15 protein-coding genes, 1 other RNA gene and 9 pseudogenes are annotated in these 21,362 nt (G+C 68.8%); 16 read left to right on the top strand and 9 right to left on the bottom strand.

The genetic code is table 11. From position 1 onward, the window contains the following. Positions 1 to 11 precede the first annotated feature (11 nt). Positions 12 to 1,295, top strand: a pseudogene (gene waaA, locus ACUDAL_RS16315) (lipid IV(A) 3-deoxy-D-manno-octulosonic acid transferase); the annotation flags it as partial. 15 nt (positions 1,296 to 1,310) lie between these two features. Here the strand turns inward: waaA and rpiA are convergent. After that, positions 1,311 to 1,986 (bottom strand): annotated as a pseudogene (gene rpiA / locus ACUDAL_RS16310) (ribose-5-phosphate isomerase RpiA). A gap of 165 nt (positions 1,987 to 2,151) precedes the next feature. On the opposite strand from rpiA, the gene ilvA reads away from it, so the two are divergent. Beyond that, positions 2,152 to 3,666: a threonine ammonia-lyase, biosynthetic gene (gene ilvA, locus ACUDAL_RS16305; protein WP_444678863.1), complete on the top strand. Its 1,515-nt coding sequence runs from the start codon at positions 2,152 to 2,154 to the stop codon at positions 3,664 to 3,666. A 371-nt stretch (positions 3,667 to 4,037) separates the two neighbouring features. Here ilvA and ACUDAL_RS16300 read toward each other — a convergent pair whose 3' ends face one another. The 3 genes from ACUDAL_RS16300 to ACUDAL_RS16290 all read right to left on the bottom strand — a co-directional run bounded on the left by ACUDAL_RS16300 (position 4,038) and on the right by ACUDAL_RS16290 (position 5,271). After that, on the bottom strand, positions 4,038 to 4,646 hold the full coding sequence (locus tag ACUDAL_RS16300) for a 5-formyltetrahydrofolate cyclo-ligase (RefSeq protein WP_444679418.1): 609 nt from the start codon (positions 4,644 to 4,646) through the stop codon (positions 4,038 to 4,040). Positions 4,647 to 4,728: 82 nt separating this feature from the next. Then, positions 4,729 to 4,914, bottom strand: a non-coding RNA gene (gene ssrS / locus ACUDAL_RS16295) — 6S RNA. 36 nt (positions 4,915 to 4,950) lie between these two features. After that, positions 4,951 to 5,271, bottom strand: coding sequence for a cell division protein ZapA (locus ACUDAL_RS16290; protein ID WP_444678862.1), 321 nt, complete (start codon positions 5,269 to 5,271; stop codon positions 4,951 to 4,953). A gap of 153 nt (positions 5,272 to 5,424) precedes the next feature. On the opposite strand from ACUDAL_RS16290, the gene ACUDAL_RS16285 reads away from it, so the two are divergent. The 5 genes and pseudogenes from ACUDAL_RS16285 (at position 5,425) to ACUDAL_RS16265 (ending at position 9,930) form a co-directional block, all read left to right on the top strand. Then, a complete protein-coding gene (locus tag ACUDAL_RS16285; RefSeq protein ID WP_444678861.1) occupies positions 5,425 to 6,000 on the top strand; it encodes a UPF0149 family protein in 576 nt (191 codons plus the stop codon). Between the two features lie 32 nt (positions 6,001 to 6,032). Next, a pseudogene (pepP, locus tag ACUDAL_RS16280) lies at positions 6,033 to 7,366 on the top strand (Xaa-Pro aminopeptidase). A gap of 76 nt (positions 7,367 to 7,442) precedes the next feature. Continuing rightward, a pseudogene (locus ACUDAL_RS16275) lies at positions 7,443 to 7,976 on the top strand (FAD-dependent monooxygenase); the annotation flags it as partial. Positions 7,977 to 8,028: 52 nt separating this feature from the next. Continuing rightward, the gene (locus ACUDAL_RS16270) at positions 8,029 to 8,694 is read left to right on the top strand and encodes an FAD-dependent monooxygenase (RefSeq protein WP_444678860.1); all 666 of its coding nucleotides are present in this window, start codon (positions 8,029 to 8,031) and stop codon (positions 8,692 to 8,694) included. Next, positions 8,682 to 9,930: pseudogene (locus ACUDAL_RS16265) on the top strand (UbiH/UbiF/VisC/COQ6 family ubiquinone biosynthesis hydroxylase). The gene ACUDAL_RS16270 and the pseudogene ACUDAL_RS16265 overlap by 13 nt, the downstream one beginning before the upstream one ends. A gap of 81 nt (positions 9,931 to 10,011) precedes the next feature. Here ACUDAL_RS16265 and ACUDAL_RS16260 read toward each other — a convergent pair. From ACUDAL_RS16260 to gpmI, 3 genes are read right to left on the bottom strand one after another with little or no spacing between them, the layout of a single operon-like run. Further along, entirely contained in the window at positions 10,012 to 11,241 is a 1,230-nt protein-coding gene (locus tag ACUDAL_RS16260) for a S41 family peptidase (RefSeq protein ID WP_444678859.1), read from the bottom strand. Continuing rightward, positions 11,234 to 12,547: a murein hydrolase activator EnvC family protein gene (locus tag ACUDAL_RS16255; protein WP_444678858.1), complete on the bottom strand. Its 1,314-nt coding sequence runs from the start codon at positions 12,545 to 12,547 to the stop codon at positions 11,234 to 11,236. The genes ACUDAL_RS16260 and ACUDAL_RS16255 overlap by 8 nt, the downstream gene beginning before the upstream one ends. Positions 12,548 to 12,569: 22 nt before the next feature. Continuing rightward, a complete protein-coding gene (gene gpmI / locus ACUDAL_RS16250; protein WP_444678857.1) occupies positions 12,570 to 14,138 on the bottom strand; it encodes a 2,3-bisphosphoglycerate-independent phosphoglycerate mutase in 1,569 nt (522 codons plus the stop codon). A 267-nt stretch (positions 14,139 to 14,405) separates the two neighbouring features. Between gpmI and ACUDAL_RS16245 the strand changes: the two genes are divergently transcribed. The 4 genes and pseudogenes from ACUDAL_RS16245 (at position 14,406) to ACUDAL_RS16230 (ending at position 16,929) form a co-directional block, all read left to right on the top strand. Next, positions 14,406 to 14,828, top strand: coding sequence for a rhodanese-like domain-containing protein (locus tag ACUDAL_RS16245; protein ID WP_444678856.1), 423 nt, complete (start codon positions 14,406 to 14,408; stop codon positions 14,826 to 14,828). A 31-nt stretch (positions 14,829 to 14,859) separates the two neighbouring features. After that, complete coding sequence (gene secB / locus ACUDAL_RS16240) at positions 14,860 to 15,381, top strand: protein-export chaperone SecB (protein ID WP_444678855.1); 522 nt, start codon at positions 14,860 to 14,862, stop codon at positions 15,379 to 15,381. 13 nt (positions 15,382 to 15,394) lie between these two features. Beyond that, a pseudogene (locus ACUDAL_RS16235) lies at positions 15,395 to 16,122 on the top strand (16S rRNA (uracil(1498)-N(3))-methyltransferase). A 118-nt stretch (positions 16,123 to 16,240) separates the two neighbouring features. Then, positions 16,241 to 16,929: pseudogene (locus ACUDAL_RS16230) on the top strand (CvfB family protein). 26 nt (positions 16,930 to 16,955) lie between these two features. On the opposite strand, the gene ACUDAL_RS16225 reads toward ACUDAL_RS16230, so the two are convergent. Then, positions 16,956 to 17,501, bottom strand: a complete 546-nt coding sequence (locus ACUDAL_RS16225; protein WP_444678854.1) for a VOC family protein — start codon at positions 17,499 to 17,501, stop codon at positions 16,956 to 16,958. A 172-nt stretch (positions 17,502 to 17,673) separates the two neighbouring features. Here ACUDAL_RS16225 and gshB point away from each other — a divergent pair. The 5 genes and pseudogenes from gshB to ruvX form a co-directional block, all read left to right on the top strand. Beyond that, positions 17,674 to 18,650, top strand: a pseudogene (gene gshB / locus ACUDAL_RS16220) (glutathione synthase). A gap of 34 nt (positions 18,651 to 18,684) precedes the next feature. Further along, a complete protein-coding gene (locus ACUDAL_RS16215) occupies positions 18,685 to 19,395 on the top strand; it encodes a hypothetical protein (protein WP_444678853.1) in 711 nt (236 codons plus the stop codon). Beyond that, complete coding sequence (locus ACUDAL_RS16210) at positions 19,344 to 19,592, top strand: energy transducer TonB (protein WP_444678852.1); 249 nt, start codon at positions 19,344 to 19,346, stop codon at positions 19,590 to 19,592. The genes ACUDAL_RS16215 and ACUDAL_RS16210 overlap by 52 nt, the downstream gene beginning before the upstream one ends. A gap of 27 nt (positions 19,593 to 19,619) precedes the next feature. Then, on the top strand, positions 19,620 to 20,192 hold the full coding sequence (locus tag ACUDAL_RS16205; RefSeq protein WP_444678851.1) for a YqgE/AlgH family protein: 573 nt from the start codon (positions 19,620 to 19,622) through the stop codon (positions 20,190 to 20,192). Beyond that, a pseudogene (ruvX, locus tag ACUDAL_RS16200) lies at positions 20,189 to 20,626 on the top strand (Holliday junction resolvase RuvX); the annotation flags it as partial. The gene ACUDAL_RS16205 and the pseudogene ruvX, both read left to right, overlap by 4 nt. Before the next feature lie 26 nt (positions 20,627 to 20,652). Here the strand turns inward: ruvX and ACUDAL_RS16195 are convergent. Then, positions 20,653 to 21,300: a hypothetical protein gene (locus tag ACUDAL_RS16195; RefSeq protein WP_444678850.1), complete on the bottom strand. Its 648-nt coding sequence runs from the start codon at positions 21,298 to 21,300 to the stop codon at positions 20,653 to 20,655. Positions 21,301 to 21,362: the final 62 nt, after the last annotated feature.

Below are 21,362 nucleotides of genomic sequence, written 5' to 3'. Positions count from 1 at the left end.
GCCGGGCGCCGCCGCGCTGGCCCCGCTGGCTCTATTCGGCGGCGCTCTATGCACTCGCCCCTTGGTGTGGTGGCGGGTGTGGCGTGAGCATGCGCTTACTAACCGCCGCCGCGAGCGGCTCGGCCTGATTCCCCGCCGGCCGATGACCGGCCCCGGCTGTGGCTGCACTGCGCCTCGGTGGGCGAGGTGCTGGCCGCCCGTTCGCTGATCGAAGCGCTGCTCGAGCGCTATCCGCGGCACCGGCTGGTGGTAACCACCATGACCGCCACCGGTGCGGCGCGGGCGCATGCGCTGATCGAGGCGCAGCGCCAGGTCGGCGACCCCCAGCGGCTGCAGCATTTCTTCCTGCCCCTCGACTTTCCCGGCGCCGCCCGGCGCTTCGTCGCCCGCCTGCGCCCGGAACTTGCGATCTTCTTCGAGACCGAGCTGTGGCCCAACCTGCTGGCGGCCTGCCGCCGCCGGGGTGCCTACGGCGGTGGTCAACGGGCGGCTTTCGCCCCGGGCGTTCCATGGCTACCGGCGCCTGCGCCCGCTGATGTCGCAGGTGCTGGGCCGGCTCGACTGGCTGGCGGCCAAGTCGCGTGAGGACGCCAAGCGCTTCCTGGCGCTGGGCATGGCCGCCGACCGCACCGAGGTGGTCGGTTCGCTCAAGTACGACCTTCGCGTCGATGCCGAGAGCGTGGCGGCGAGCCAGCGGCTATGCACCCGGCTGGGCGCGCGCCCAGTGTGGGTGGCGGGCTCCACCCACCCCGGCGAGGACGAGCAGCTGCTGCAGGCCCATGCGCGCCTGCGCCAGCACTACCCCACTGCGCTGCTGATATTGGTGCCGCGCCACCCGCAGCGCTTCGACGCGGTGGCCGCCCTGTGCCAGCAGCGCGACATGGGATTGGCGCGGCGCTCGCGCCAGGAGTGGCCCGATGCGCGCACCGCGGTCTACCTGGGCGACACCATGGGCGAACTGATGGTGCTCTACGGCGCCGCCGACCTGGCCTTCGTTGGCGGCAGCCTGGTGCCGGTGGGGGCACAACCTGCTGGAGCCGGCCGCCATGGGCGTGCCGGTACTGAGCGGGCCGGAGCTGGCCAATTTCGCCGACGTGGCCGAGACGCTGCGCCAGGGCGGCGCCTTGATCGAGGTGGCGGACAGCGAGGCACTGGCCGACACCCTGATCACTCTGTTCATCGACGAGGCCGAACGGCATCGCCTGGCTGACGCCGGGCTGGCCGTGGTGGCGGCCAACCGCGGTGCCCTAGAGCGCACCCTGAGCGGCCTGTCGCGGCTGCTACCGGGTAAGTAAGCGCCCGCTAACGTCTCAGGCCGGGGTCAGCCGTTCCACGCCCTGCTCGGTGCCTCAGCAGCAGGATGTCGGCGCCGCGGGCGGCGAACAGGCCGTTGGTCACCACGCCGACGATGGCGTTGATCCGAGCCTCCATCGCCACCGGATCGGCGATCATGAAGTCGTAACAGTCGAGGATCTGGTTGCCGTTGTCGGTCACCACGCCTTCACGGTAGACCGGGTCCGCACCCAGCTTGACCAGCTCGCGCGCCACGTAGGAGCGCGCCATGGGGATTACCTCCACCGGCAGCGGGAAGGCGCCGAGCCGCTCGACCCGCTTGGAACCGTCGGCGATGCAGATGAAACGCTCGGCGCAGGCGGCCACGATCTTCTCGCGGGTGAGTGCTGCGCCGCCGCCCTTGATCATATGCAAGTGAGCGTTCACTTCGTCGGCGCCGTCGATATAGTAAGGCACCGTACCCACATGGTTGAGCTCGAAAACCTCGATGCCATGGCCCCGCAGACGCTCGGCGCTGGCCTCGGAGCTGGCCACGGCGCCTTTGAAGTCGTCGCGCAGCCGGGCCAGCTGGTCGATGAACCGATTGGCGGTGGAGCCGGTGCCGATGCCGAGCACGGTGCCACGCTCGAGCCATGGTTCGATTTCTGCAATGGCGGCGGCGGCCACGGCGTCCTTCAGTTCATCCTGGGTCATTGTCATGCTCGCTGTCAGTGGGGGCGAAGGCGCCCATTATAGGTCAGCCCGGCCGCGTTGCCGACGCGGCGGCTGGACGGCGGCGGCGCCGAAATGCTACCAATAGGGGTTTGCCGCAGTTCAGCAGAGGCTGCCCCTCCCGCGCCACCCCCTTGGAAGACCAGGATGCTCGAAGCCACCGTCAAGAAGATCCTTCAGGCCCGCGTCTACGAAGCCGCCTGCGAAACGCCCATCTCACCAGCCCCCTTCCTGTCACGGCGCTTCAACAATCAGATCCTGATCAAGCGCGAGGATCTGCAGCCGGTCTACTCGTTCAAGATTCGCGGCGCCTACAACAAGATGGCTCAGCTCAGCGAAGCGCAGAAGGCCAAGGGCGTAATTGCCGCTTCGGCCGGCAACCACGCCCAGGGGCTGGCCATGGCGGCCAAGCAGATGGGCGTCAAGGCGGTGATCGTCATGCCGCGCATCACGCCGGAAATCAAGGTCCAGGCGGTGCGCGCCCGGGGTGCCAAGGTGGTGCTCAAGGGCGACGCCTTCGATGCGGCGGCCGAGCACGCCCAGGAACTGATCGCCGAGCACGGCTACACCTACATTCCTCCGTTCGACGACATCGACGTCATCGCCGGCCAGGGCACCGTGGCGATGGAGATCCTGCACCAGCACAGCGGCCCGCTCGATGCCATCTTCGTGCCGGTGGGCGGCGGCGGGCTGATCGCCGGGGTAGCGGCTTACGTCAAGTACCTGCGCCCGGACATCAAGGTCATCGGCGTGGAAGCCGAGGACAGCGCCTGCCTCAAGGCGGCGCTGGCCGCCGGCAAGCGCGTCACCCTCGACCAGGTCGGTGTGTTCGCCGAAGGCGTGGCGGTGGCCCAGATCGGCAAGGTGCCGTTCAAGATCCTGCGCGGGCTGGTCGATGAGGTGATCACCGTCAACGCCGACGAGATGTGCGCGGCGGTCAAGGACATCTTCGACGACACCCGGGCAGTGTCGGAGACGTCCGGCGCGCTGTCGCTGGCCGGGCTAAAGAAATACATCCAGCAGACCGGGGTCGAAGGGCAGACGCTGCTGTGCATCAATTCGGGGGCCAACACCAACTTCGACCGCCTGCAGCACATCGCCGAGCGCACCGAGCTCGGCGAGCAGCGCGAGGCGATTCTGGCGGTGACCATCCCCGAGCGCCCCGGCAGCTTCAAGAAGTTCTGCCGCACCATCGGCAAGCGCATGGTGACCGAGTTCAACTACCGCTACGCCGACCCGGAGGCCGCGCACATTTTCGTCGGCGTGCAGGTCAAGCCGGACGGCGAGGACCGCCAGCTGATGATTGAAAAACTGCGCGAGGCGGGCTACCCGGTGGTCGACCTCACCGACAACGAGCTGGCCAAGCTGCATATCCGCCACCTCGGCGGCGGGCGCCCCAAGGAGCACTTCGACGAAGAGGTCTACCGCTTCGAGTTTCCCGAGCGCCCCGGTGCGCTGATGAATTTCCTCACCCACCTGCCCCAGGACTGGAATATCTCGCTGTTTCACTACCGTAACCATGGCGCCGCCTTCGGTCGCGTGCTGGTTGGCATGCAGGTGCCCAACGGGGACCGTAGCCACGTCGAGGAGTACTTCGACGAGATCGGCTACCGTTACTGGAAGGAGTCGGACAACGACGCCTACCGGCTGTTCATGGCCTGATCCGAGAGACTGAAACGTCTAGTTACATTGGCTTACGTCAAAAGGAAGAAATGGCTTAGGTTTCATCTTGTAATCCTCCGCTGTAACGGTTGTCAGCCTACTGGCGGAGGCCCTATAGTCTGCGCTGTCGTGGTGCCTCCGCGGCTATTTACTTACTGCGGACGTCTGGGAGCAGGTATGAAACGAAAGCCCGATCTGATCATGGCACTGGTGCTGGCCTTCGTCGTCGGCGTGGTGGTAACCGGCTACGCCCAAGCGGTAACGGGAAGCTGACCGGCAAGCAGTGCCATGGCCAGATAGACAAAACCGGCCGATGCCTTCGCATCGGCCGGTTTTTTTATGCCGGTGCCTCTCTCGCTGTGCCCCGTCGGTTAGCTGGGCCGCAGCACCCGAGCATCGCTGGCGATGATGTCCAGCGGCACGTCCCAAGGGGCGTCCGGCAGGCGCGGCACGCGCTGGCACTCGTGGGCCAGCCCGATCAGCGTCGGACGAGGGCCGGGGCGCCGGGTGAAGGCCAGGCTGCGATCATAGAAGCCGCCGCCCATGCCCATGCGCTGGCCGCGTTCGTCGAATCCCACCAGCGGCAGCAGGATCAGGTCGAGTGCCCAGGCCGGCAGGCGCCGGGCGCGGTGGGCGCCATGCCGGGTCTGCGGTTCGGGTATGCCGAAGCGGTTGCGCCGCATGGGCGTGCCGGCATGGTAGTGCACGAACCAGAGCGTATTCACCGACAGCGGCTTGAGCACCGGCAGGTAGATGCGAGCCTGGCGGCGGTTCAGCCAGTCGATCAGCGGGCGGGGGTCGATCTCGCCATCGTTGGGCAGGTAGAGGGCCACTCGGCGGGCGCGCTGCACCTCGGGGAGCTGGCGCAGTTGGCGACACAGCCGGCGCGCGGCGTCGCGCTGCTGGCGCGCGCTCAGCGCACGGCGGCGGCGGCGCAGCGTCTGGCGCAGCGCTTGGCGCTCAGCGGGTGAAACGGGCATCGGTGTGGAGAAGGAGGCGGGCTCAGGAGCCGTGCTGTCGAGCGGAAGGCTATCGGAATCGTGCGGGTCGTTCATAGCGGTAGAGTTCCCCAGAGTGCCGCTGTCATTCTGGCCCTTGAACCCTTGGTTCAAGGTGGGTGGCCGCAGCCGAACCGTCAGGCTTTCCGACGCACGGACATGCACACGGGTCCGGCTAGCGAATGGCCGCCCTGGGTATTGCTCATAGGCTCGAGGGACTTTAAACGACTGGCCAACACCCCAGGGAACACTTTCATCCTATCAAAGCTGGTCGGTGCGTCCAATCTCATTCGGCAGGAAGATGGGCGGGACCGGCGGCGGAGCTCAAGGCGCGCTCCAACTTTTCGCTCAGCCGACTGAGGTCCTGCTCCTGGCTGCGGCGCTCTTCGAGCACCTCGAGCAGCTCATGGGCGATGTTCAGCGCGGCCATGAGGGCCACGCGCTCGGTACCGAGCAGGCTGTTCTGGGAGTGGATGCCTTGCATGGCGCGGTCGAGATAGCGAGCGGCGCGATCGAGCTTGCGCTCCTGGCCCGGGCTGCAGGCGAACAGGTACTGGCGCCCCAGCAGGGTCACCTCGGCGGTGGGCCGGGCGGTGTTGTCGCTCATGAAGGGCTCCGGTGTCGGCGTGGCGGCCCGATGCGTTAACATCCTTGGATCCGCAAGACGGTTCATCTGGCCATTCACTATACGAGAGGCTTTTGCAGGCGGTCAACGCGCTCAGGCCCGGCCGGGTGCCTCCCCACCGACATAGGAAGCCCCATGTCAGCGAACACCGAACGCCCCGATTTTTCCACCCTCGCCGACCTCTTCCTGCTTCACGGCAGCATGCAGTCGCCGGCCTTCCTCGACGGCCGGCTGTGCGCCGAGCTGGCCCTGCACGACCTGCCCGCCGACGCCTGGCTGGAAACGGTCTGCCTTGGGCTTGGGGTCGAACAGCCGCGCAGCCGGGAGAGCGCCGAGACGCTGCTAACCTGGCGCCGAGGGACGCTCGATGCCCTGGCCGACAGCACGCTTAACTACGAGCCGCTGCTGCCCGACGACCTCTTCTCGCTGGCCGAGCGGGCCCGCGGTCTGCAGGAGTGGACGCTGGGGTTCCTCGAGGTGCTCGAAGATGCCGGCGACACGCCGCGCCAGGGCTGGTCGCCCGCGCTGCGCGAGGCTATCGACGACCTGGCCGGCCTCGCCGCCATGGAGACCGATCTCGAGGAGAGCCCCGAAAACGAGGACGACCTGTTTGCCCTGACCGAGCACGTGCGCATGGCCGCCATGCTGCTCTACACCGAACAGCACCCGGGCCAGCCCCAGGTGGAGCCCGGCGAACCGACTCGTCACTGATCCCGCCACGCCCAAACACGCCAGGAGGCGCCATGCTGCCCGACCCTCTGCCCCGCCCCGCCCCGATCCCACCCGACGAGTACCGTGCCCGCCGCGCCGCGCTGATGGCGCGGCTGCCGGCCGACAGCGCGGTGTTACTGCTGGGTGCCAACCTTGTCACTCGCTCGCGTGACAGCGACTACCCCTTTCGCCAGCACAGCGACCTGCACTATCTGAGCGGCTTTCCCGAGCCCGATGCGCTGCTGCTGCTGCTGCCGGGGCGCAGCGAAGGTGAAAGCGTGCTGTTCTGCCAGGACCGCGACCCGGCCCTGGAGGCCTGGACCGGCATCCGCCTGGGGGCGGAAGGTGCCGTGCGGGAACATGGCGTGGACCAGGCCTTCGAGAACGCCGAGCGGGACGCGCGGCTCGAGGCGCTGCTCGACGGCCGCACCACGCTCTATCTGCTGCTCGACGACGAAGCCGCCCTGGCCCTGGCCGAGGAGGTGCGTGCCCGGCTGGCGGCGCGGCAGCGCCGCGGGCCTGGCCGCCGCGCAGCTTCGCCGACCTGGCCCCGCTGCTGCACGAGCAGCGGCTGATCAAGAGCGAGCGGGAGCTCGCCCTGATGCGGCATGCCGCCGAGATTTCGGCCCGCGCCCATGTGCGCGCCATGCGCACCGCCCGCCCCGGCCTTGCGGAATATCACCTGCAGGCGGAACTGGAGCATGAGTTTCGCTGGCACGGCGGCAGCGGCCCGGCCTATGCCTCCATCGTGGGTGGCGGCGCCAATGCCTGTGTGCTGCACTACATCGAGAATGACAAGCCGTTACGTGACGGTGAGCTGGTGCTGGTTGATGCCGGTGCCGAATTCGACCTCTACGCTGGCGACATCACCCGCACCTTCCCCGTCAACGGGCGCTTCAGCGACGCCCAGCGCAGCCTCTACGCGCTTGTGCTGGAAGCCCAGGAGCACGCCGTCGATGCCGTGCGCCCCGGCGTCACCCTGAGCGAAATCCACGACGGTGTGGTGCACGACCTGACCGCAGGCCTGATTCGCCTGGGGCTTCTCGAAGGCGACGTGCAGGCACGCATCGAGGACGAAAGCTACAAGCGCTTCTACCTGCACTCCACCTCGCACTGGTTGGGGCTCGACGTCCATGACGTCGGCGACTACCGCCGCGAGGGCAACCCCAGGCCGCTGGAGCCTGGCATGGTGCTGACCATCGAGCCCGGGCTCTACCTGCCCGACGCCGAGGATATCCCCGAGGCATTTCGCGGCATCGGTATCCGAATCGAGGATGACGTGGCGGTCACGGCGCAGGGTGGCGAGGTGCTGACGGCTGGCGTGCCCAAGCGGATCGAGGATATCGAGGCACTAATGGCGGATTAATGATCACTTCAGGGCAAGTGAGGCAAGATATGTTATGTATTTTACGTAAAATTATCCGTAATACGGGTGGGCGCCCATGACCGCCACGCAGCGAAGCGTCGATATTGCGATTGTCGGTGGTGGCCTGGTGGGTGCGAGCCTGGCCTGTGCGCTGGCACCTGCCTTGGAGCGGCACGGGCTGAGCGTGGCGGTGGTCGAGGCCGCCCCCATGCTCGACGCGGCCAAGGCGCCCTGGCAGCCCAGCTTCGATGCTCGCTCCAGCGCCATCGCCCAGGGGTCCGCCCAGCGCTTCCGCGACATGGGGCTGTGGTCGGCGCTGGAACCCCAGGCCGCGCCCATTCGGTTGATCCATGTCAGCGAGAAAGGCCGGCTTGGCGTGACGCGGCTGACGGCGGAAGAGCTCGACCAGCCGGCGCTGGGCTACGTGATTCCCAACGCCTGGATGGGGCGGGTGCTCCACCAGCGACTGCAGACGCTGCCGGTGGCCTGGCACTGCCCGGCCAGCGTGCAGCGCATCGAGCCGGTGGCGGCCGGGTATCGACTCGCCCTCTCCGACGGCTGTACGCTGCAGGCGGGGTTGACCGTGCTGGCCGACGGGGGCGCTCCTCGCTCAAGGAGCAGCTGGGCATCGTCAGCGACGAAACCCCTACGACCAGGTCGCCGTGATCGCCAACGTAGAGGTGAGCCGGCCCCACGAGGGCATCGCCTACGAGCGCTTCACACGCGAAGGGCCCATCGCCCTGCTGCCGCTCAAGGGCCAGCAGATGGCGCTGATCTGGACCCACGCCCAGGGGCGCGAGCGCGCCAGGCTGGCGCTTGGCGATGGCGACTTCCTCAGCGCCCTGCAGCACGCTTTCGGCGAGCGCGCCGGGCGTTTTCGCCGGGTCAGCGAGCGCCACGCCTACCCGCTGACCCTGGTCACGGCGAAGGAAACCATTCGCCCGGGGCTGGCGGTGCTGGGCAATGCCGCCCACTCGCTGCACCCGGTGGCTGGCCAGGGCTTCAACCTGGCGCTGCGCGGGGTCACCGACCTGGTGGCCGCGCTGGAGCAGGCCCTCGGCCATGGCGAGCCGCTGGGCGGCATGCTGACGCTGCGCGATTTCGAGGCGCGCCGTATCGTCGACCGCCACCAGGTGATTCGCTTCAGCGACGGCCTGGTGCGCCTGTTCGGCATCGACAACGCGCTGCTTTCCCACGCCCGGGCAGCGGGCCTGGTCGGGCTCAACCTGTTCGGTCCGCTGCGGCGGGCCTGGCGCGGCGTGCCATGGGGCTGGAACGCTGATCGGGAGCGGTCGCCACGCCGTGAACGCCGTAAATGGAAGAGGTAATGCAAGGCATGACACAGCTACGTTTCGAGGTGATCGTGGTCGGCGGCGGCATGGTGGGCGCGGCGCTGGCCTGCCTGCTGGGTCAGGCCGGCGTGCAGGTGGCGCTGGTCGATGCGCGCCCGGCGCCGCTGGATGCCGACCAGGTAGGCCAGGGGCTGCCGGCACCGCGGGTCAGTGCGCTGACGCCGGTGTCCCAGCGCTTGCTTGAAGGGCTCGGCGTGTGGCCCTGGATGCAGGCGCGGCGCGTGACTCCCTACCGCGGCATGCAGGTGTGGGATGCCGAGGGCAGCGGTGAGGTGGCCTTCTCCGCAGAGCAGGCCGGCGTGGCGGTGCTTGGGCACATCGTCGAGAACGACGTACTGCTGGCGGCGCTGGAGCGGCGCCTGGCCGAGCTGCCGAGCGTACAGCTGCTGTTCGGCGCCCGAGTGAACGGGCTTGGCGCCGCCCGGCGGGGCGCGAGGTGATGCTGGAGGATGGACGGCGGCTGACGGGCGAGCTGGTGGTGGCGGCCGACGGTGCGCTGTCGCCGCTGCGTGAGATGGCGGAAATCGAGGTCACGGCGCGCGACACCGGCCATACGGCGCTAGTCACCACGGTACGCACGGCGCGACCACATGGGGGCGTGGCACGCCAGGTCTTCCTGCCGCGCGGGCCGCTGGCGTTCCTGCCGCTGACCGTTGCCGGCGATGACCACTACTGCTCGATCGTGTGGTCGACTGCACCCGAGGAGGCCGCCCGCCTACAGAAGCTGACGCCCCAGGCGCTGGGCATGGCGCTGGCGCAGGCCTTCGAGGCGCGGCTGGGCGACGTCGAGGTAAAGGATCGCACCCTCTGCGTGCCGCTGACCCAGCGCCATGCGGCGCGCTACGTGCTGCCGGGCTTCGCCCTGGTGGGCGATGCGGCGCACAGCATCCACCCGCTGGCGGGCCAGGGGTGAATCTCGGGCTGATGGACGTGGCGGTGCTGGCCGAGGAGCTGCTGAATGCGCGGCGGCGCGGTATTGCGCTCGGCGAGGTACGCATGCTGGAGCGCTACATGCGTCGCCGTCGCGGTGACAACGCCGCCATGCTGGCGCTGATGGACGGCTTCAGGCTGCTGTTCGGCACCCGTCATCCGGCCGTGACTCTGGTGCGCAATCTCGGCCTGTCCGGCGTCGATCGGCTGGTGCCGATCAAGCGGCTGCTGATGCGCCAGGCCATCGGCGAGCGAGGCCGGCTGCCGGCCTCGTGTCGCTGAGCGGAAACTGCTGTGTAAAGACGTGCCGGGAAAGGCGTGCTGTGAACGCGCGGGCGGCAGGCAGGTCGCGGAACGGGGCGCTCAGCGCGTGCGCTGGCCGACCACGTTGAGCGCCTTGAGCAGGTTGAGCGCCTCGCTGAGCTGGTAGTCCTCGCGCAGGCGCTCGGCCATCTCGCGGCGCAGGCGCGGCTCGTCGCGCGAGCGCAGGTGGCCTTCCAGGTCGGCCTCGCGCAGCTGGCGCCCGGTTTCCGTCACCTCGACCCGACCATGCACCACGGCCACATCCGGCTCGATGCCGAGCGCCTGGATCGAGCGCCCGTTGGGGGTGAAGTAGAGCGCGGTGGTCAGCTTGAGCCCCTCGCCGTTGCCCAGCGGCATCACCTGCTGCACCGAGCCCTTGCCGAAGCTTTCCGTACCCATGATCACCGCACGCCGCTGGTCCTGCAGCGCGCCGGCGACGATTTCCGCCGCCGAAGCGCTGCCGCCGTTGATCAGCACCACCAGCGGGACGTCGGGGGCGGCGGTCTCGCGGCTGGCCGAGAAGCGCATCTGGGTGTCGGGCAGCCGCCCTTCGGTGTAGACCACCAGCCCGCCTTCGAGGAAGGCGTCGGCCACGGCCACGGCGGCCTGCAGCACGCCGCCCGGGTTGTTGCGCAGGTCGAGCACCAGGCCGCGCAGCGGGCCTTCGCGCTCCAGGCGGCGAATGGCATTGGTGACCTGGTCGCCGGTGCGGTTCTGGAACTGGCTGATGCGCAGGTAGCCGTAGCCGGTTTCCAACAGCTCGCTGCGTACGCTTTCGGTGCGAATCACCTCGCGCACCAGGTTGAGGGTGCGCGGGGCATCCTCGCCGCGGCGCTGGATCGTCATGCGGATCGTGCTGCCCGGCTCGCCGCGCATCAGGGTCACCGCCTCCTGCAACGAGAGCCGCTCGGTGGAGGTGTCGTCGATGCTCAGGATGGTGTCGCGCGCCTGCAGCCCGGCACGCGAGGCCGGGGTGTCGTCGATGGGGGTGATGATCGTCAGCTGGCCGTTCTCCAGCCCCACCTCGATGCCGATGCCGCCGAAGGCGCCGTCGGTGGTCTCGCGCAGGCTGCGGAATTCGTCGCGGTCGAGGTAGGCCGAGTGGGGATCGAGCTCGCTGAGCATGCCGCGCATGGCGTTGCGCAGCAGGGTGCGATCGTCCACGTCGTTCACATAGGCGCGCTTGATGCGCTCGAACACCTCGGCGAAGGTCTGGATGTCCTCCAGCGGCAGCTCATCGGCTACCGGCGTGGCCAGGGCCGGCGGTGCGGCAAGCGGCAGGCTAAGCATGGCGGCCGGCACAAGCGCCGCCAGCAGGCGTCGGGGGCGAGAAAAGGGCTGGCGGGGCGAGAAGACATGCGAACTCCCGATGACGAGGCGAGGCTGACCAGCATAGCCCCTGGCTGCAGGCTTGTGAATGTCTGGTATCAGCGGCGCGCGATCCAGCCCTGGGGATCGATGGGATCGCCGTTGCGCCGGACCTCGAAGTAAAGGGCGGGGTCGTGTGGCCGCCGCTGTTGCCGACCGTGCCGATCACCTGGCCGCGGGTGACCGCCTGGCCGACCTGCGTGCTGAACTGCTGCAGGTGGGCGTGCAGCGTCATCACGTTGTCGCCGTGGTCGAGAATCAGCAGGTTGCCGAAGCCGCGCATCCAGTCGGCGAAGACCACTCGCCCGGCGTGCACTGCCGTCACCGGCGTGCCGGCGCCGGCCTGGATCAGGATGCCGTTGCGATGCACACCGTCGCCGCGCCGGAACGTGGAGGCCACGCTGCCCTGTACCGGCCACGGCAGGTCGCCGCGGGTCTGTTCGATGGCGGTGGACGGCGGCGGACGCTGCATCCGGGCAAGCTCTTCCTGAACCCGCTTTAGCAGGCGTTCGGCTTCGTCACGGTCGCGGTTCAGGCCGGCCAGGCGCGCCTGCTCGTCGCTGTAGCGTCGGCCAAGCTCGGCCAGGATGCGCTCGCGCTCGGCCAGCCGCGCGGCCAGCTCGCTGCTGCGCTGTGCCAGGTCGTCGGCCAGCTGGTCGAGCCGTTCGCCGCGCTGGTGCAGCTGGCGGCGGTTGTCGGCCAGCTCGGCATCTAGCCCGGCAAGCTCGTCGAGGCGTTCATTGCGGGCCCGGGCCAGGTAGTTGAGGTAGGTCTGCAGTCGGTCGAGCCGTGCCGGATCGTCCTGGTTGAGCAGCAGCTTGAGCTGGGGCGAGAGCCCCAGCCGGTAGAGGGCGTCCAACTGGACGTTGAGTGCCTCGACCTGGTCGGCGCGCTCGGCCTCGAGGGCCGTGCGCACCGCCTCCAGCTGCGCTACCTCGGCATTGAGCTGCTGGCGCTCCTGCTGGATCGCATCGAGTCGCTGGTGCGTCTCGCCCAGCGCCGTCTCCACCTGGCGCAGCTCGCGGGTGGCCTCGTCCTGGGCCTCGCGGGTGGTGCCCAGCCGCCGGGTGGCGGCCTGGATTTCGCTGCCGATGGCGTCCAGCCGGGCGCGGGCCTCGCGTTCGCTGGGCTGCGCCGCCAGCGGAGCCGCTACCGCCACGAGCAGCCCCAGCAGCACGACCCGCAGGGAACCGCGTCGAGACGGGAGAAGCGTCCGAGGGCGCGTCATGGCGAGCAGGGCGTGTGCGGGATCATGCGTTCTCGATCAGCACCCGTCCGGTCATCTCCTCCGGAATCGGCTGCTGCATCATGGTCAGCAGCGTCGGGGCGATGTCGCACAGGCGGCCATCGTCGAGCAGCCGTACCTCGCCAGGGCCAACGTAGATCAGCGGCACTTCGAAGGTGGTGTGGGCGGTCTGGGTCACGCCGGTGGCGGGGTCGACCATCTGCTCGGCATTGCCGTGATCGGCGGTGATCAGGCAGGCGCCGCCGGCGCGCTCGATCGCCTCCACCACGCGCCCGACGCAGGTGTCGACAGCCTCGATGGCCTGTACCGCGGCGTCGAACACGCCGGTGTGGCCGACCATGTCGCCGTTGGCGTAGTTGCAGATGACCAGGTCGTAGTGGCCTGAGTCGATCGCCTCCACCAGCCGGTCGGTCACCTCGTGAGCGCTCATCTCCGGCTTTTCGTCGTAGGTCTTCACGTCCTGCGGCGAGGGCACCAGGATGCGCGTCTCGCCCTGATATTCGGCCTCGCGCCCGCCGGAGAAGAAAAAGGTGACGTGGGCGTACTTCTCGGTCTCGGCGATGCGCAGCTGGGTCAGGCCGCGGCTTTCCATCACTTCGCCCAGGGTGTTGTGCAGGTCGGCCGGCGGAAAGGCCGCCGGGGCGGGAATGTCGGCGGCGTATTGGGTCAGGGTGACCAGGCTGCCGCCGGCCAGCGCCGGACGGACGCGACGCTCAAAGCCATCGAAGCCGTCGTCGACGAAGGCGCGACTCAGCTCGCGGGCGCGGTCGGCGCGGAAGTTCATGAACAGTGCGGCGTCGCCGTCGGCGATGGCCACCGGCCCCGCCTCGGCCTGAATCGCGGTGGCGGCGACGAACTCGTCGTTCTCGCCGCGTTCATAGGCGGCACGCAGCCCCTCTTCGGCGCTGGTGGCGTCGAAGTCGCCGACCCCTTCGGTGAGCAGGCGGTAGGCCTTCTCGACGCGATCCCAGCGGTTGTCGCGGTCCATGGCGAAATAGCGGCCGATGATCGAGGCGACGAAGCCGTTATCGGCGCCGACCAGCTCGGAGAGCCGGGCGTTGGTGCGCTCGATGGAGGGCAGGGCGCTGCGCGGCGGCATGTCGCGGCCGTCGAGGAAGCCGTGCACGTAGATGCGCTGGGCGCCGCGACGGGCGGCCAGTTCGGCCATGGCCAGGATGTGGTCCTCGTGGCTGTGCACGCCGCCGGGTGACAGCAGCCCGAGCAGGTGCACCGCCTTGCCGGCCGCCACGGCGGCATCGATGGCGTCGGTCAGCACGGGGTTGATGTCGAGATCGCCGTCCTCGATCGCCTTGGAGATGCGCGTGAGCTCCTGGTACACGACCCGGCCTGCCCCCAGGTTCATGTGCCCCACCTCGGAGTTGCCCATCTGCCCTTCAGGCAGGCCGACGTACTTGCCGTCGGTGTGCAGCAGGGCGTGGGGGTGCGTCTGCCACAGGCGATCCATGTTCGGCGTGCGCGCCGCGGCCACGGCATTGTGGGTGGGCTCGGGGTTGTGGCCGTAGCCGTCGAGAATAATCAGGGCGACGGGACGGGGGATGTTCGGGGTCGTCATGGGGGCCTCGTGTGCATTGTTGACGCGCTCACGCTCCGTCCGGGAGCCTTTCGCGGCGGCTGTCCTGGCGGAGCGGCGGCGGGGACAGGCTCCTGGGCGAGGGGGTCGCGACTTGTTTCGGCATGCGGCATCATAACGCACGGCACGGTCGAGCGTCATGGTCAAGCGTTATGCGCGGGAGCATGCCGCCCGACGGCCTGGCTTGGTGTATACTCACCGCCTTCTGGACTGACCCATCACGTATTCCGTCAAGAGTGTTCCGGCCCCATGATCGATCAGCTGTTCGAATTCGTGCAGAATCATCCGCTACTGGTAGGCGCCTTCCTGCTGGTACTCACCGCCTGGATCGCTTATGAGGTCCGTAACAGTGCCGCCAGCGGCGTCACGTCCAGCCAGGCGACCCAGCTGATCAACCGTGAGGATGCGGTGGTGGTGGACACCCGCGAGGCCGGCGACTTCAAGGCCGGGCACATCGCCGGGGCACGCAACATTCCCCAGAGCCGCGTCGACGACCGCATCAGCGAACTCGAGAAGATAAAGGACAAGCCGATCATCGTGGTCTGCAAGAGCGGCCAGTCGTCCGGCATCACCGTGGCCAAGCTGGCCAAGGCTGGCTTTACCCGCGTGTTCAAGCTGCGGGGCGGCATGATGCAGTGGCAGGCCGACGGGCTGCCGGTGGTCAAGAAGTAGCCTCATCCAAGACATCAAAGGGACCGATTCCATGGCCGAAGAGAACAGTCAGAACGCCGCTGCTGGCAACCAGGCCGCGGCAAGCCAGCAGAAGCAACTCCAGTTTGCCGTCCAGCGCATTTATGTGAAGGACATCTCCTTCGAGGCACCGAACTCGCCTGCCGTGTTCCAGCAGCCGTTCAAGCCCAAGGTCAGCCTGGACCTGAACACCTCGAGCCGTCAGGTCGGCGAGGAGCTTTACGAAGTGGTGATCAAGGTGACCGCTCAGGTCCGCCACAGCGAGGATGACACCACCTCCTTCCTGGCCGAGATCGAGCAGGCGGGCCTGTTCCGCATCGGCGGCATCGAGGGCGTGCAGCTCGAGCACACCCTGGGCGCCTTCTGCCCCAACGTGCTGTTTCCCTACGCCCGCGAGTGCGTCGACAACCTGGTCAATCGCGGCGGCTTCCCGCCCCTGATGCTGGCGCCGGTCAACTTCGAGGCGATCTACGCCCAGAAGAAGAAGCGCGAGGCCGAGCAGGCCCAGCAGCAGGGCGAGCAGACCGCACAGTAAGCGGGCCCGCGCCTTGGCCTCTACTCCGCGTATCCACGTCGCCGCCGACTATGCCGTCGGCGGCGACGTCGTTGTGCCCGAAGGCCCTGCTCATCACCTGGTGCGCGTGCTGCGCCTCGCTGAAGGGCCCCGCTGCGGCTGTTCGACGGCGCCGGCCGCGAGGCCTGGGCGGTGCTGGTCGAGGCCGGGCGCAAGCGCGTGATGGCCCGCGTGGAGGCCGTCGAGGCGGGTCTTGGCGAGTCGCCGCTGGCGGTGCATCTGGGTCAGGCGATCTCCAAGGGCGACCGCATGGACTACGCCATTCAGAAGGCCGTCGAGCTGGGGGTAGCCGCCATCACGCCGCTCTATACCGAGCACGGCGATGTGCGCCTCAAGGGCGAGCGCGAGGCGAAGAAGCACGCCCACTGGCAGGCGGTGGCCGTCAGCGCCTGCGAACAGTGCGGGCGAGCGGTGGTGCCCGTGGTACACGAGCCGCAGCCCATGACCGAGTGGCTGGCGCGGCGCGACGAGGCGCTGCGGCTGGTGCTGCACCCCGGCACGCCGGGCGTGCTCGAGCGCTGCGACGCGCCCGCCAGCGCGGCGCTGCTGATCGGCCCGGAGGGCGGGCTGGCCGAGGCCGAGGTCGAGGTAGCCATGGCCGCCGGCTTTCAGCCGCTCACTCTCGGCCCGCGCATCCTGCGTACCGAGACCGCCCCGGTGGTGGCACTTTCCCTGCTGCAGCATCGCTTCGGCGACCTTTGACCCTTCGCTTGCCCATGTACCGGCAAGCGCCATATTGACCGCAAACCGACGCGGAGTTTGCCATGGCCTCTTCCCCCACGACCGCCGCCAGGGTCGCCCGTCTTCCTCTCGGCCTGGCGTGCCCGGCCCGCGCGAACGCAGCTCGCGGGTGCCCAAGGCCCAGCTTGGCGAGGTGGCCTACCTGGAAGTGGTGACGGTCAACGAGACCGGCGCCTTCCTCGACTGGGGCCACCCGCGCGACCTGCTGCTGCCGTTCGGCGAGCAGCGCTTCCGCCCCACCCCAGGCAAGCGGGTGCTGGTGCGCATCTACGAGGACCAGCAGGGCAGGCCGGTGGCGTCACAGAAGCTCGACCGCTTCGTCCAGGACGAAGCCACGGGGCTGGCGCCGGGTGACGAGGTCGAGGTGATCGTCGCCGATGCCACCGACCTCGGCTACAAGGCGGTGGTCAACCACCGCTTCTGGGGCTGCTCTACCGCGACGACGTGACCCGGCCGCTGCGCCGCGGCCAGCGCACGCGAGGCTTCGTGAAGCGGGTGCGCGACGATGGCCGGCTCGACCTCTCGCTGCTGCCGCCGGGGCCGGCGCGCCTCGATGTGGTCGGCGAGCAGATTCTGCAGGCGCTGCGAGCCAGCGGCGGCTACCTGCCGCTCTCCGACAACAGCGACGCCGCCGCGATCAAGGCGCGGCTGGGCGTCAGCAAGAACGCCTTCAAGCAGGCCATCGGGCGGCTCTACAAGCGCCGCCTGATCGTGATCGAGGCGAACGGCGTGCGCCTGGTGCCCGGCGCGACTTCCGACCGCACCTGATCCTGCCGCCGGGCTGGGCCAGCGGCTCAGCTCAGCGCCTTGAACTCCTCCTCGTGCAGCCAGGCGGCGTGCTTGGGCGCGCGCTTGGTCTTCGACCACTCCTCGATCATCGCCGGCGCCACTTCCTTGAGCTGCTTCATCTGCTGCGGTGTGCCCTTCACGTAGGTCAGCTCCAGGCGGTGGCCGTTGGGGTCGAAGAAGTAGATCGAGCGGATGATGCCGTGCTCGGTGGGGCCGACCACCGCCACCCCCTTGCTCTCCAACTGCGCCTTGGCCGACAGCAGCGCCGCCTCGTCGGCGACCTGGAAGGCGATGTGCTGCACCCATTCCGGCGTATTGGGGTCGCGCCCCATCTCCGGCGAGTTGGGCAGCTCGAAGAAGGCCAGGATGTTGCCGTTGCCGGCATCGAGGAACAGGTGCATGTAGGGGTCGGGGGCCTTGGTCGAGGGCACGCGGTCCTCGGCGATGGCGACCAGGAAGTCCATGTTGAGCTTGTCCTGGTACCACTCGACGGTTTCCTTGGCGTCGCGGCAGCGGTAGGCGACGTGGTGGATCTGCTGGATCTGGATCATGGCGGGTCTCTTGTGATGCGGCGGGGGCGGCAGGGCCGTTCTTGTGAAATGAATAGTTTCATTTGAAACTAAAATAGAGGCGCCGAGCCGCCCCTGTCAAGCCGCCTTGGTGTTGCTCTGCGCCCTGGGTCATACTGCGCTCATTTCCCGTACCCCCAGGAAATGGTGCCGAATGAGCCAACAGACGAGCGAACGCCCCGTGCGCGTGGGCGTAGTGATGGATTCCATCGCCCATCTCACCTATAAGAAGGACACCACCCTGGCCATGCTGTGGGCGGCCCAGGCGCGCGGCTGGTCGCTGCACTACATGGAGCAGGAGGATCTCTACCTGCGCGACGGCCGGGCCCATGCCCGCATGCGCGACCTCACCGCCTTCCGCAACCCCGACGACTGGTACGCGCTGGGCGCGCCGGAGTCGCGCCCGCTGGCCGAGCTCGACGTGATCCTGATGCGCAAGGACCCGCCGGTCGACGCCCACTTCCTGAACGCGGTGCACCTGCTGGGCTTCGCGGAGCGCGAGGGGGTGCTGGTGGTCAATCCCACCCGGGCGCTGCTGGAGTGCAACGAGAAGCTGTTCGCCCAGCAGTTTCCGCAGTGCTGCACGCCGACGGTGGTATCGTGCAACGAAGCGGTGCTGCGCGCCTTCCACGCCGAGCACCAGGACGTGATCTTCAAGCCGCTCGATGGCATGGGCGGCAGCGGCATCTTTCATGTGCGGCCCGAGGGCGCAACCTGGGCGCGATCATCGAGATGCTCACCGAACGTGGCCGGCGCCAGATCATGGCCCAGCGCTACATCCCCGAGATCAAGGACGGTGACACCCGCATCCTGCTGGTGGACGGTGAGCCGGTGCCTTTCGGCCTGGCCCGAGTGCCGATGGCTGGCGAGACCCGCGGCAACCTGGCCGCCGGGGGCACCGGCATCAGCCGCGAGCTGACCGAACGCGACCACTGGCTGATCGCCCAGGTGCAGCCGATGATCCGCGAGAAGGGGCTGATGTTCGTCGGCCTCGATGTCATCGGCGACTACATCACCGAGATCAACGTGACCAGCCCCACCTGCGTGCGCGAGATCGACGACCAGCGCGGCACCGACATCGCCGGCCTGCTGATGGATGCCATCGCGCGGCGTCTGGCGTCGCGCGGCTGAGCCACACGCCGTACGAGGAGGCAGCGCACCCGCCATGGTGGTCCCGATCAGCGACCCGATCCACTACGCCCCGGTCACGCGGCCCTACCGCCGCTGGCTGGCGCTGTCGGCGGCGCTGTTGCTGCACCTGCTGCTGATCGGCGTGGTGGCGAGCTGGCAGTTCGCCCTGCCGCCGGCCGAGCGCACCAGCCTGGACGTGGTGCTGGTGACCCGCCCGGCCGAGGCGCCGGTGCAGGCCGATGCCATCGCCGAGGCGGACCAGCAGGCCGCTGGCGAGCAGAGCGAGGCGGCACCCGCCGAGCGCCGTGCGGCACCGCTGGAAGGGCAGCCGGCCAGCGAGGCTGCCGACAGTACGGTGATGCCGCCCGCGGCCGAGCCGCTGGCCGAGGCGCCCGAGCCCCCGTCGAGGTGTCCGAACCCCCAGATGATCGGCCCGAACCCGCCGCCAGCGCCCCCGAGCCCGCCGCACCTGTGCCCGTGCCTGCGCCCGCAAGCGAGCCGGCTCCGCCCGCCGCGCCGTCGCTGTCGGGCCGCGACCTGCTGGCCGAGGCCACCCGCAGCGTACGCCAGCAGGGCTTCGACGCAGGCCTGGCGGGGCCGGCCGACGACCAGCCCCGCCCTGCCGCCCAGCTTGCCGCCGAGGCGCGCTACATCGACGACTGGACGCGACGGGTCGAGGACTACGGCAACCGGGTGCATCCCGCTCCGCCGCACCTGCACGGCCAGCTGCGCATCCGCGTGGTGATCGGGCGCGATGGTCAGCTCCGCCAGGCGGAAGTGGTACAATCCTCGGGACATCCCGAACTCGACCAGGCGGCGCTCGCCACCGTGCACGGCGCCGGGCCCTATCGGCCCTTCGACAGCGGTATGGGGGAGCTGGACAGCCTCTCCATCACTCGCATCTGGCGGTTCGGCCAAGGCAATCATTTCGGCGTTCGGTAGGGCTTGCTACCCGCCATCGGGAGTCCCATGCAATCCGTGCATACTCTAGGCTTGAGAGACCACTTTCTGCTGGCCATGCCGCACCTGGAAGATTCCAACTTCGCCGGCAGCCTGAGCTATCTCTGCGACCACGATGAAAACGGCACCATGGGGGTGATCGTCAATCGCCCGCTGGAGATCACCCTGGACGCGCTGTTCGAGCAGCTCGAGCTCGACGGCGAGGAGAGCCCGCACCGCAACGCGCCGGTCTACTTCGGCGGCCCGACCCACAAGGATCGCGGCTTCATCCTGCACCGCGGCTCCAGCGTCCCGTGGGATTCAAGCCTCCAGGTCAGCGACGAGGTCGCCCTGACCACCTCCATGGACATCCTGGTGGCACCGGCCGCCGGGCGCGGTCCCGAGGAGTTCTTGGTGTGCCTGGGCTGTGCCGGCTGGGAAGCGGGCCAGCTCGAGCAGGAGTTGAAGGACAACGCCTGGCTCACGGTTGAGGCGCAGGCCGACATCCTGTTCAAGGTGGCCCCGGAGCAGCGCCTGGGCGCCGCCGCCGGCATCCTCGGCGTCGACCTCAACCTGATGACGCGCGAGGCCGGCCATTCGTGAGCCCTGGCCAGCGCCTGATCCTGGCCTTCGATTTCGGCACCCGCCGCATCGGCGTGGCGGTGGGCAACGAGCTGCTTGCCAGCGCCCGCCAGCTCGAGCCGCTGCCGGCGCGTGACGGCATTCCCGACTGGAATGTCGTCACGCGGCTGGTCGAGGAGTGGCAGCCTGACCTGTTCGTGGTGGGGCTGCCGCTTAACAGGGACGGCAGCGAGTCGGAGATGAGCACGCGGGCACGCAAGTTCGGCAAGCGGCTCTATGGCCGCTACGGCAAGCCCTGCGAGATGGTCGACGAACGCGGCTCCACCCGTGAGGCCAAGGCCATTGCCCGCGAGTCGGGCAGCCTGCGCAACCCGCGCAAGAGCTATCGCGACGACGGGGTCGACGGCATTGCGGCCGTGTTGATCCTGGAGGGCTGGTTCGCCCGCCAGGCGGGCTGCCGCCGCCCTGACCGCAGCCCGGCTCAGGTGGTCAGCACGCGCTCCTCGGCGTACTGGGCGGCGATGTCGTTCACCGAAATGCAGGTGTACTTGATGATGAAGAACGCCAGCGTGGCCGGGCAGGTGAAGCTCTCCTCGAACTGCTCCACCCGGTCGCCCCGGCCGCGCGTGACGCTGGCGCGGTAGGTCTGGCCCGCTCGGGTCAGCTTGACCTTGGCCAGGCTGTCATGGGCCTGCTTTTCCAGCACCAGCTCACGTCGGCGGGCGAGGATCTCGTCGAGCATCTTGCCGCCTTCGCGCTCCTCCGCGGTGGCCCACACCTCCTGATCGCGCTTGCCATACTGGAACAGCAGGATGGCCGGCAGCACGGAGAAGATCGCCCCGGTCAGCAGCCAGGTGATCTCCGCCCCCGACAGCGACAGCGAGAACACCGCGACCAGCTGCAGCACGCAGCCCACCACCAGCAGGCCTGCCAATGGGCGCCACATGCGCGGATTCATCATCGGGCGGCCCAAGGTGCGGCCCCACAGGCCGCAGGCGACCAGTGCCCCTACGATGAGTAGCGCCGCGCCCCAGACCGGGCCGCCTCCCGCCAGCAGGGCTATCAGACCTATCAGGACCAGCAGGCTGTAGAAGCCCGCCAGCAGCATGTACGCTCGATGCAGGGTCATGGAGGCACATCTCCTATTGTTGTCGCATTGGCTGAGAGACAACGCGCTTGTTATGGGTGATG

The organism is Halomonas sp. E19 (assembly GCF_052439355.1).
In the GTDB taxonomy this organism is placed as follows: domain Bacteria; phylum Pseudomonadota; class Gammaproteobacteria; order Pseudomonadales; family Halomonadaceae; genus Halomonas.
This window is presented reverse-complemented; position numbering and strand designations above follow the sequence as displayed.

Coding starts and splice junctions, on each gene's coding strand:
- ACUDAL_RS16225 (WP_444678854.1), bottom strand. CDS start 17,501: ATGATCCAGATCCAGCAGATCCACCACGTCGCCTACCGCTGCCGCGAC.
- ilvA (WP_444678863.1), top strand. CDS start 2,152: ATGCTCGAAGCCACCGTCAAGAAGATCCTTCAGGCCCGCGTCTACGAA.
- ACUDAL_RS16195 (WP_444678850.1), bottom strand. CDS start 21,300: ATGACCCTGCATCGAGCGTACATGCTGCTGGCGGGCTTCTACAGCCTG.
- ACUDAL_RS16245 (WP_444678856.1), top strand. CDS start 14,406: ATGATCGATCAGCTGTTCGAATTCGTGCAGAATCATCCGCTACTGGTA.
- ACUDAL_RS16300 (WP_444679418.1), bottom strand. CDS start 4,646: ATGCCCGTTTCACCCGCTGAGCGCCAAGCGCTGCGCCAGACGCTGCGC.
- ACUDAL_RS16260 (WP_444678859.1), bottom strand. CDS start 11,241: ATGCTTAGCCTGCCGCTTGCCGCACCGCCGGCCCTGGCCACGCCGGTA.
- secB (WP_444678855.1), top strand. CDS start 14,860: ATGGCCGAAGAGAACAGTCAGAACGCCGCTGCTGGCAACCAGGCCGCG.
- ACUDAL_RS16290 (WP_444678862.1), bottom strand. CDS start 5,271: ATGAGCGACAACACCGCCCGGCCCACCGCCGAGGTGACCCTGCTGGGG.
- ACUDAL_RS16285 (WP_444678861.1), top strand. CDS start 5,425: ATGTCAGCGAACACCGAACGCCCCGATTTTTCCACCCTCGCCGACCTC.
- gpmI (WP_444678857.1), bottom strand. CDS start 14,138: ATGACGACCCCGAACATCCCCCGTCCCGTCGCCCTGATTATTCTCGAC.
- ACUDAL_RS16255 (WP_444678858.1), bottom strand. CDS start 12,547: ATGACGCGCCCTCGGACGCTTCTCCCGTCTCGACGCGGTTCCCTGCGG.
- ACUDAL_RS16205 (WP_444678851.1), top strand. CDS start 19,620: ATGCAATCCGTGCATACTCTAGGCTTGAGAGACCACTTTCTGCTGGCC.
- ACUDAL_RS16215 (WP_444678853.1), top strand. CDS start 18,685: ATGGTGGTCCCGATCAGCGACCCGATCCACTACGCCCCGGTCACGCGG.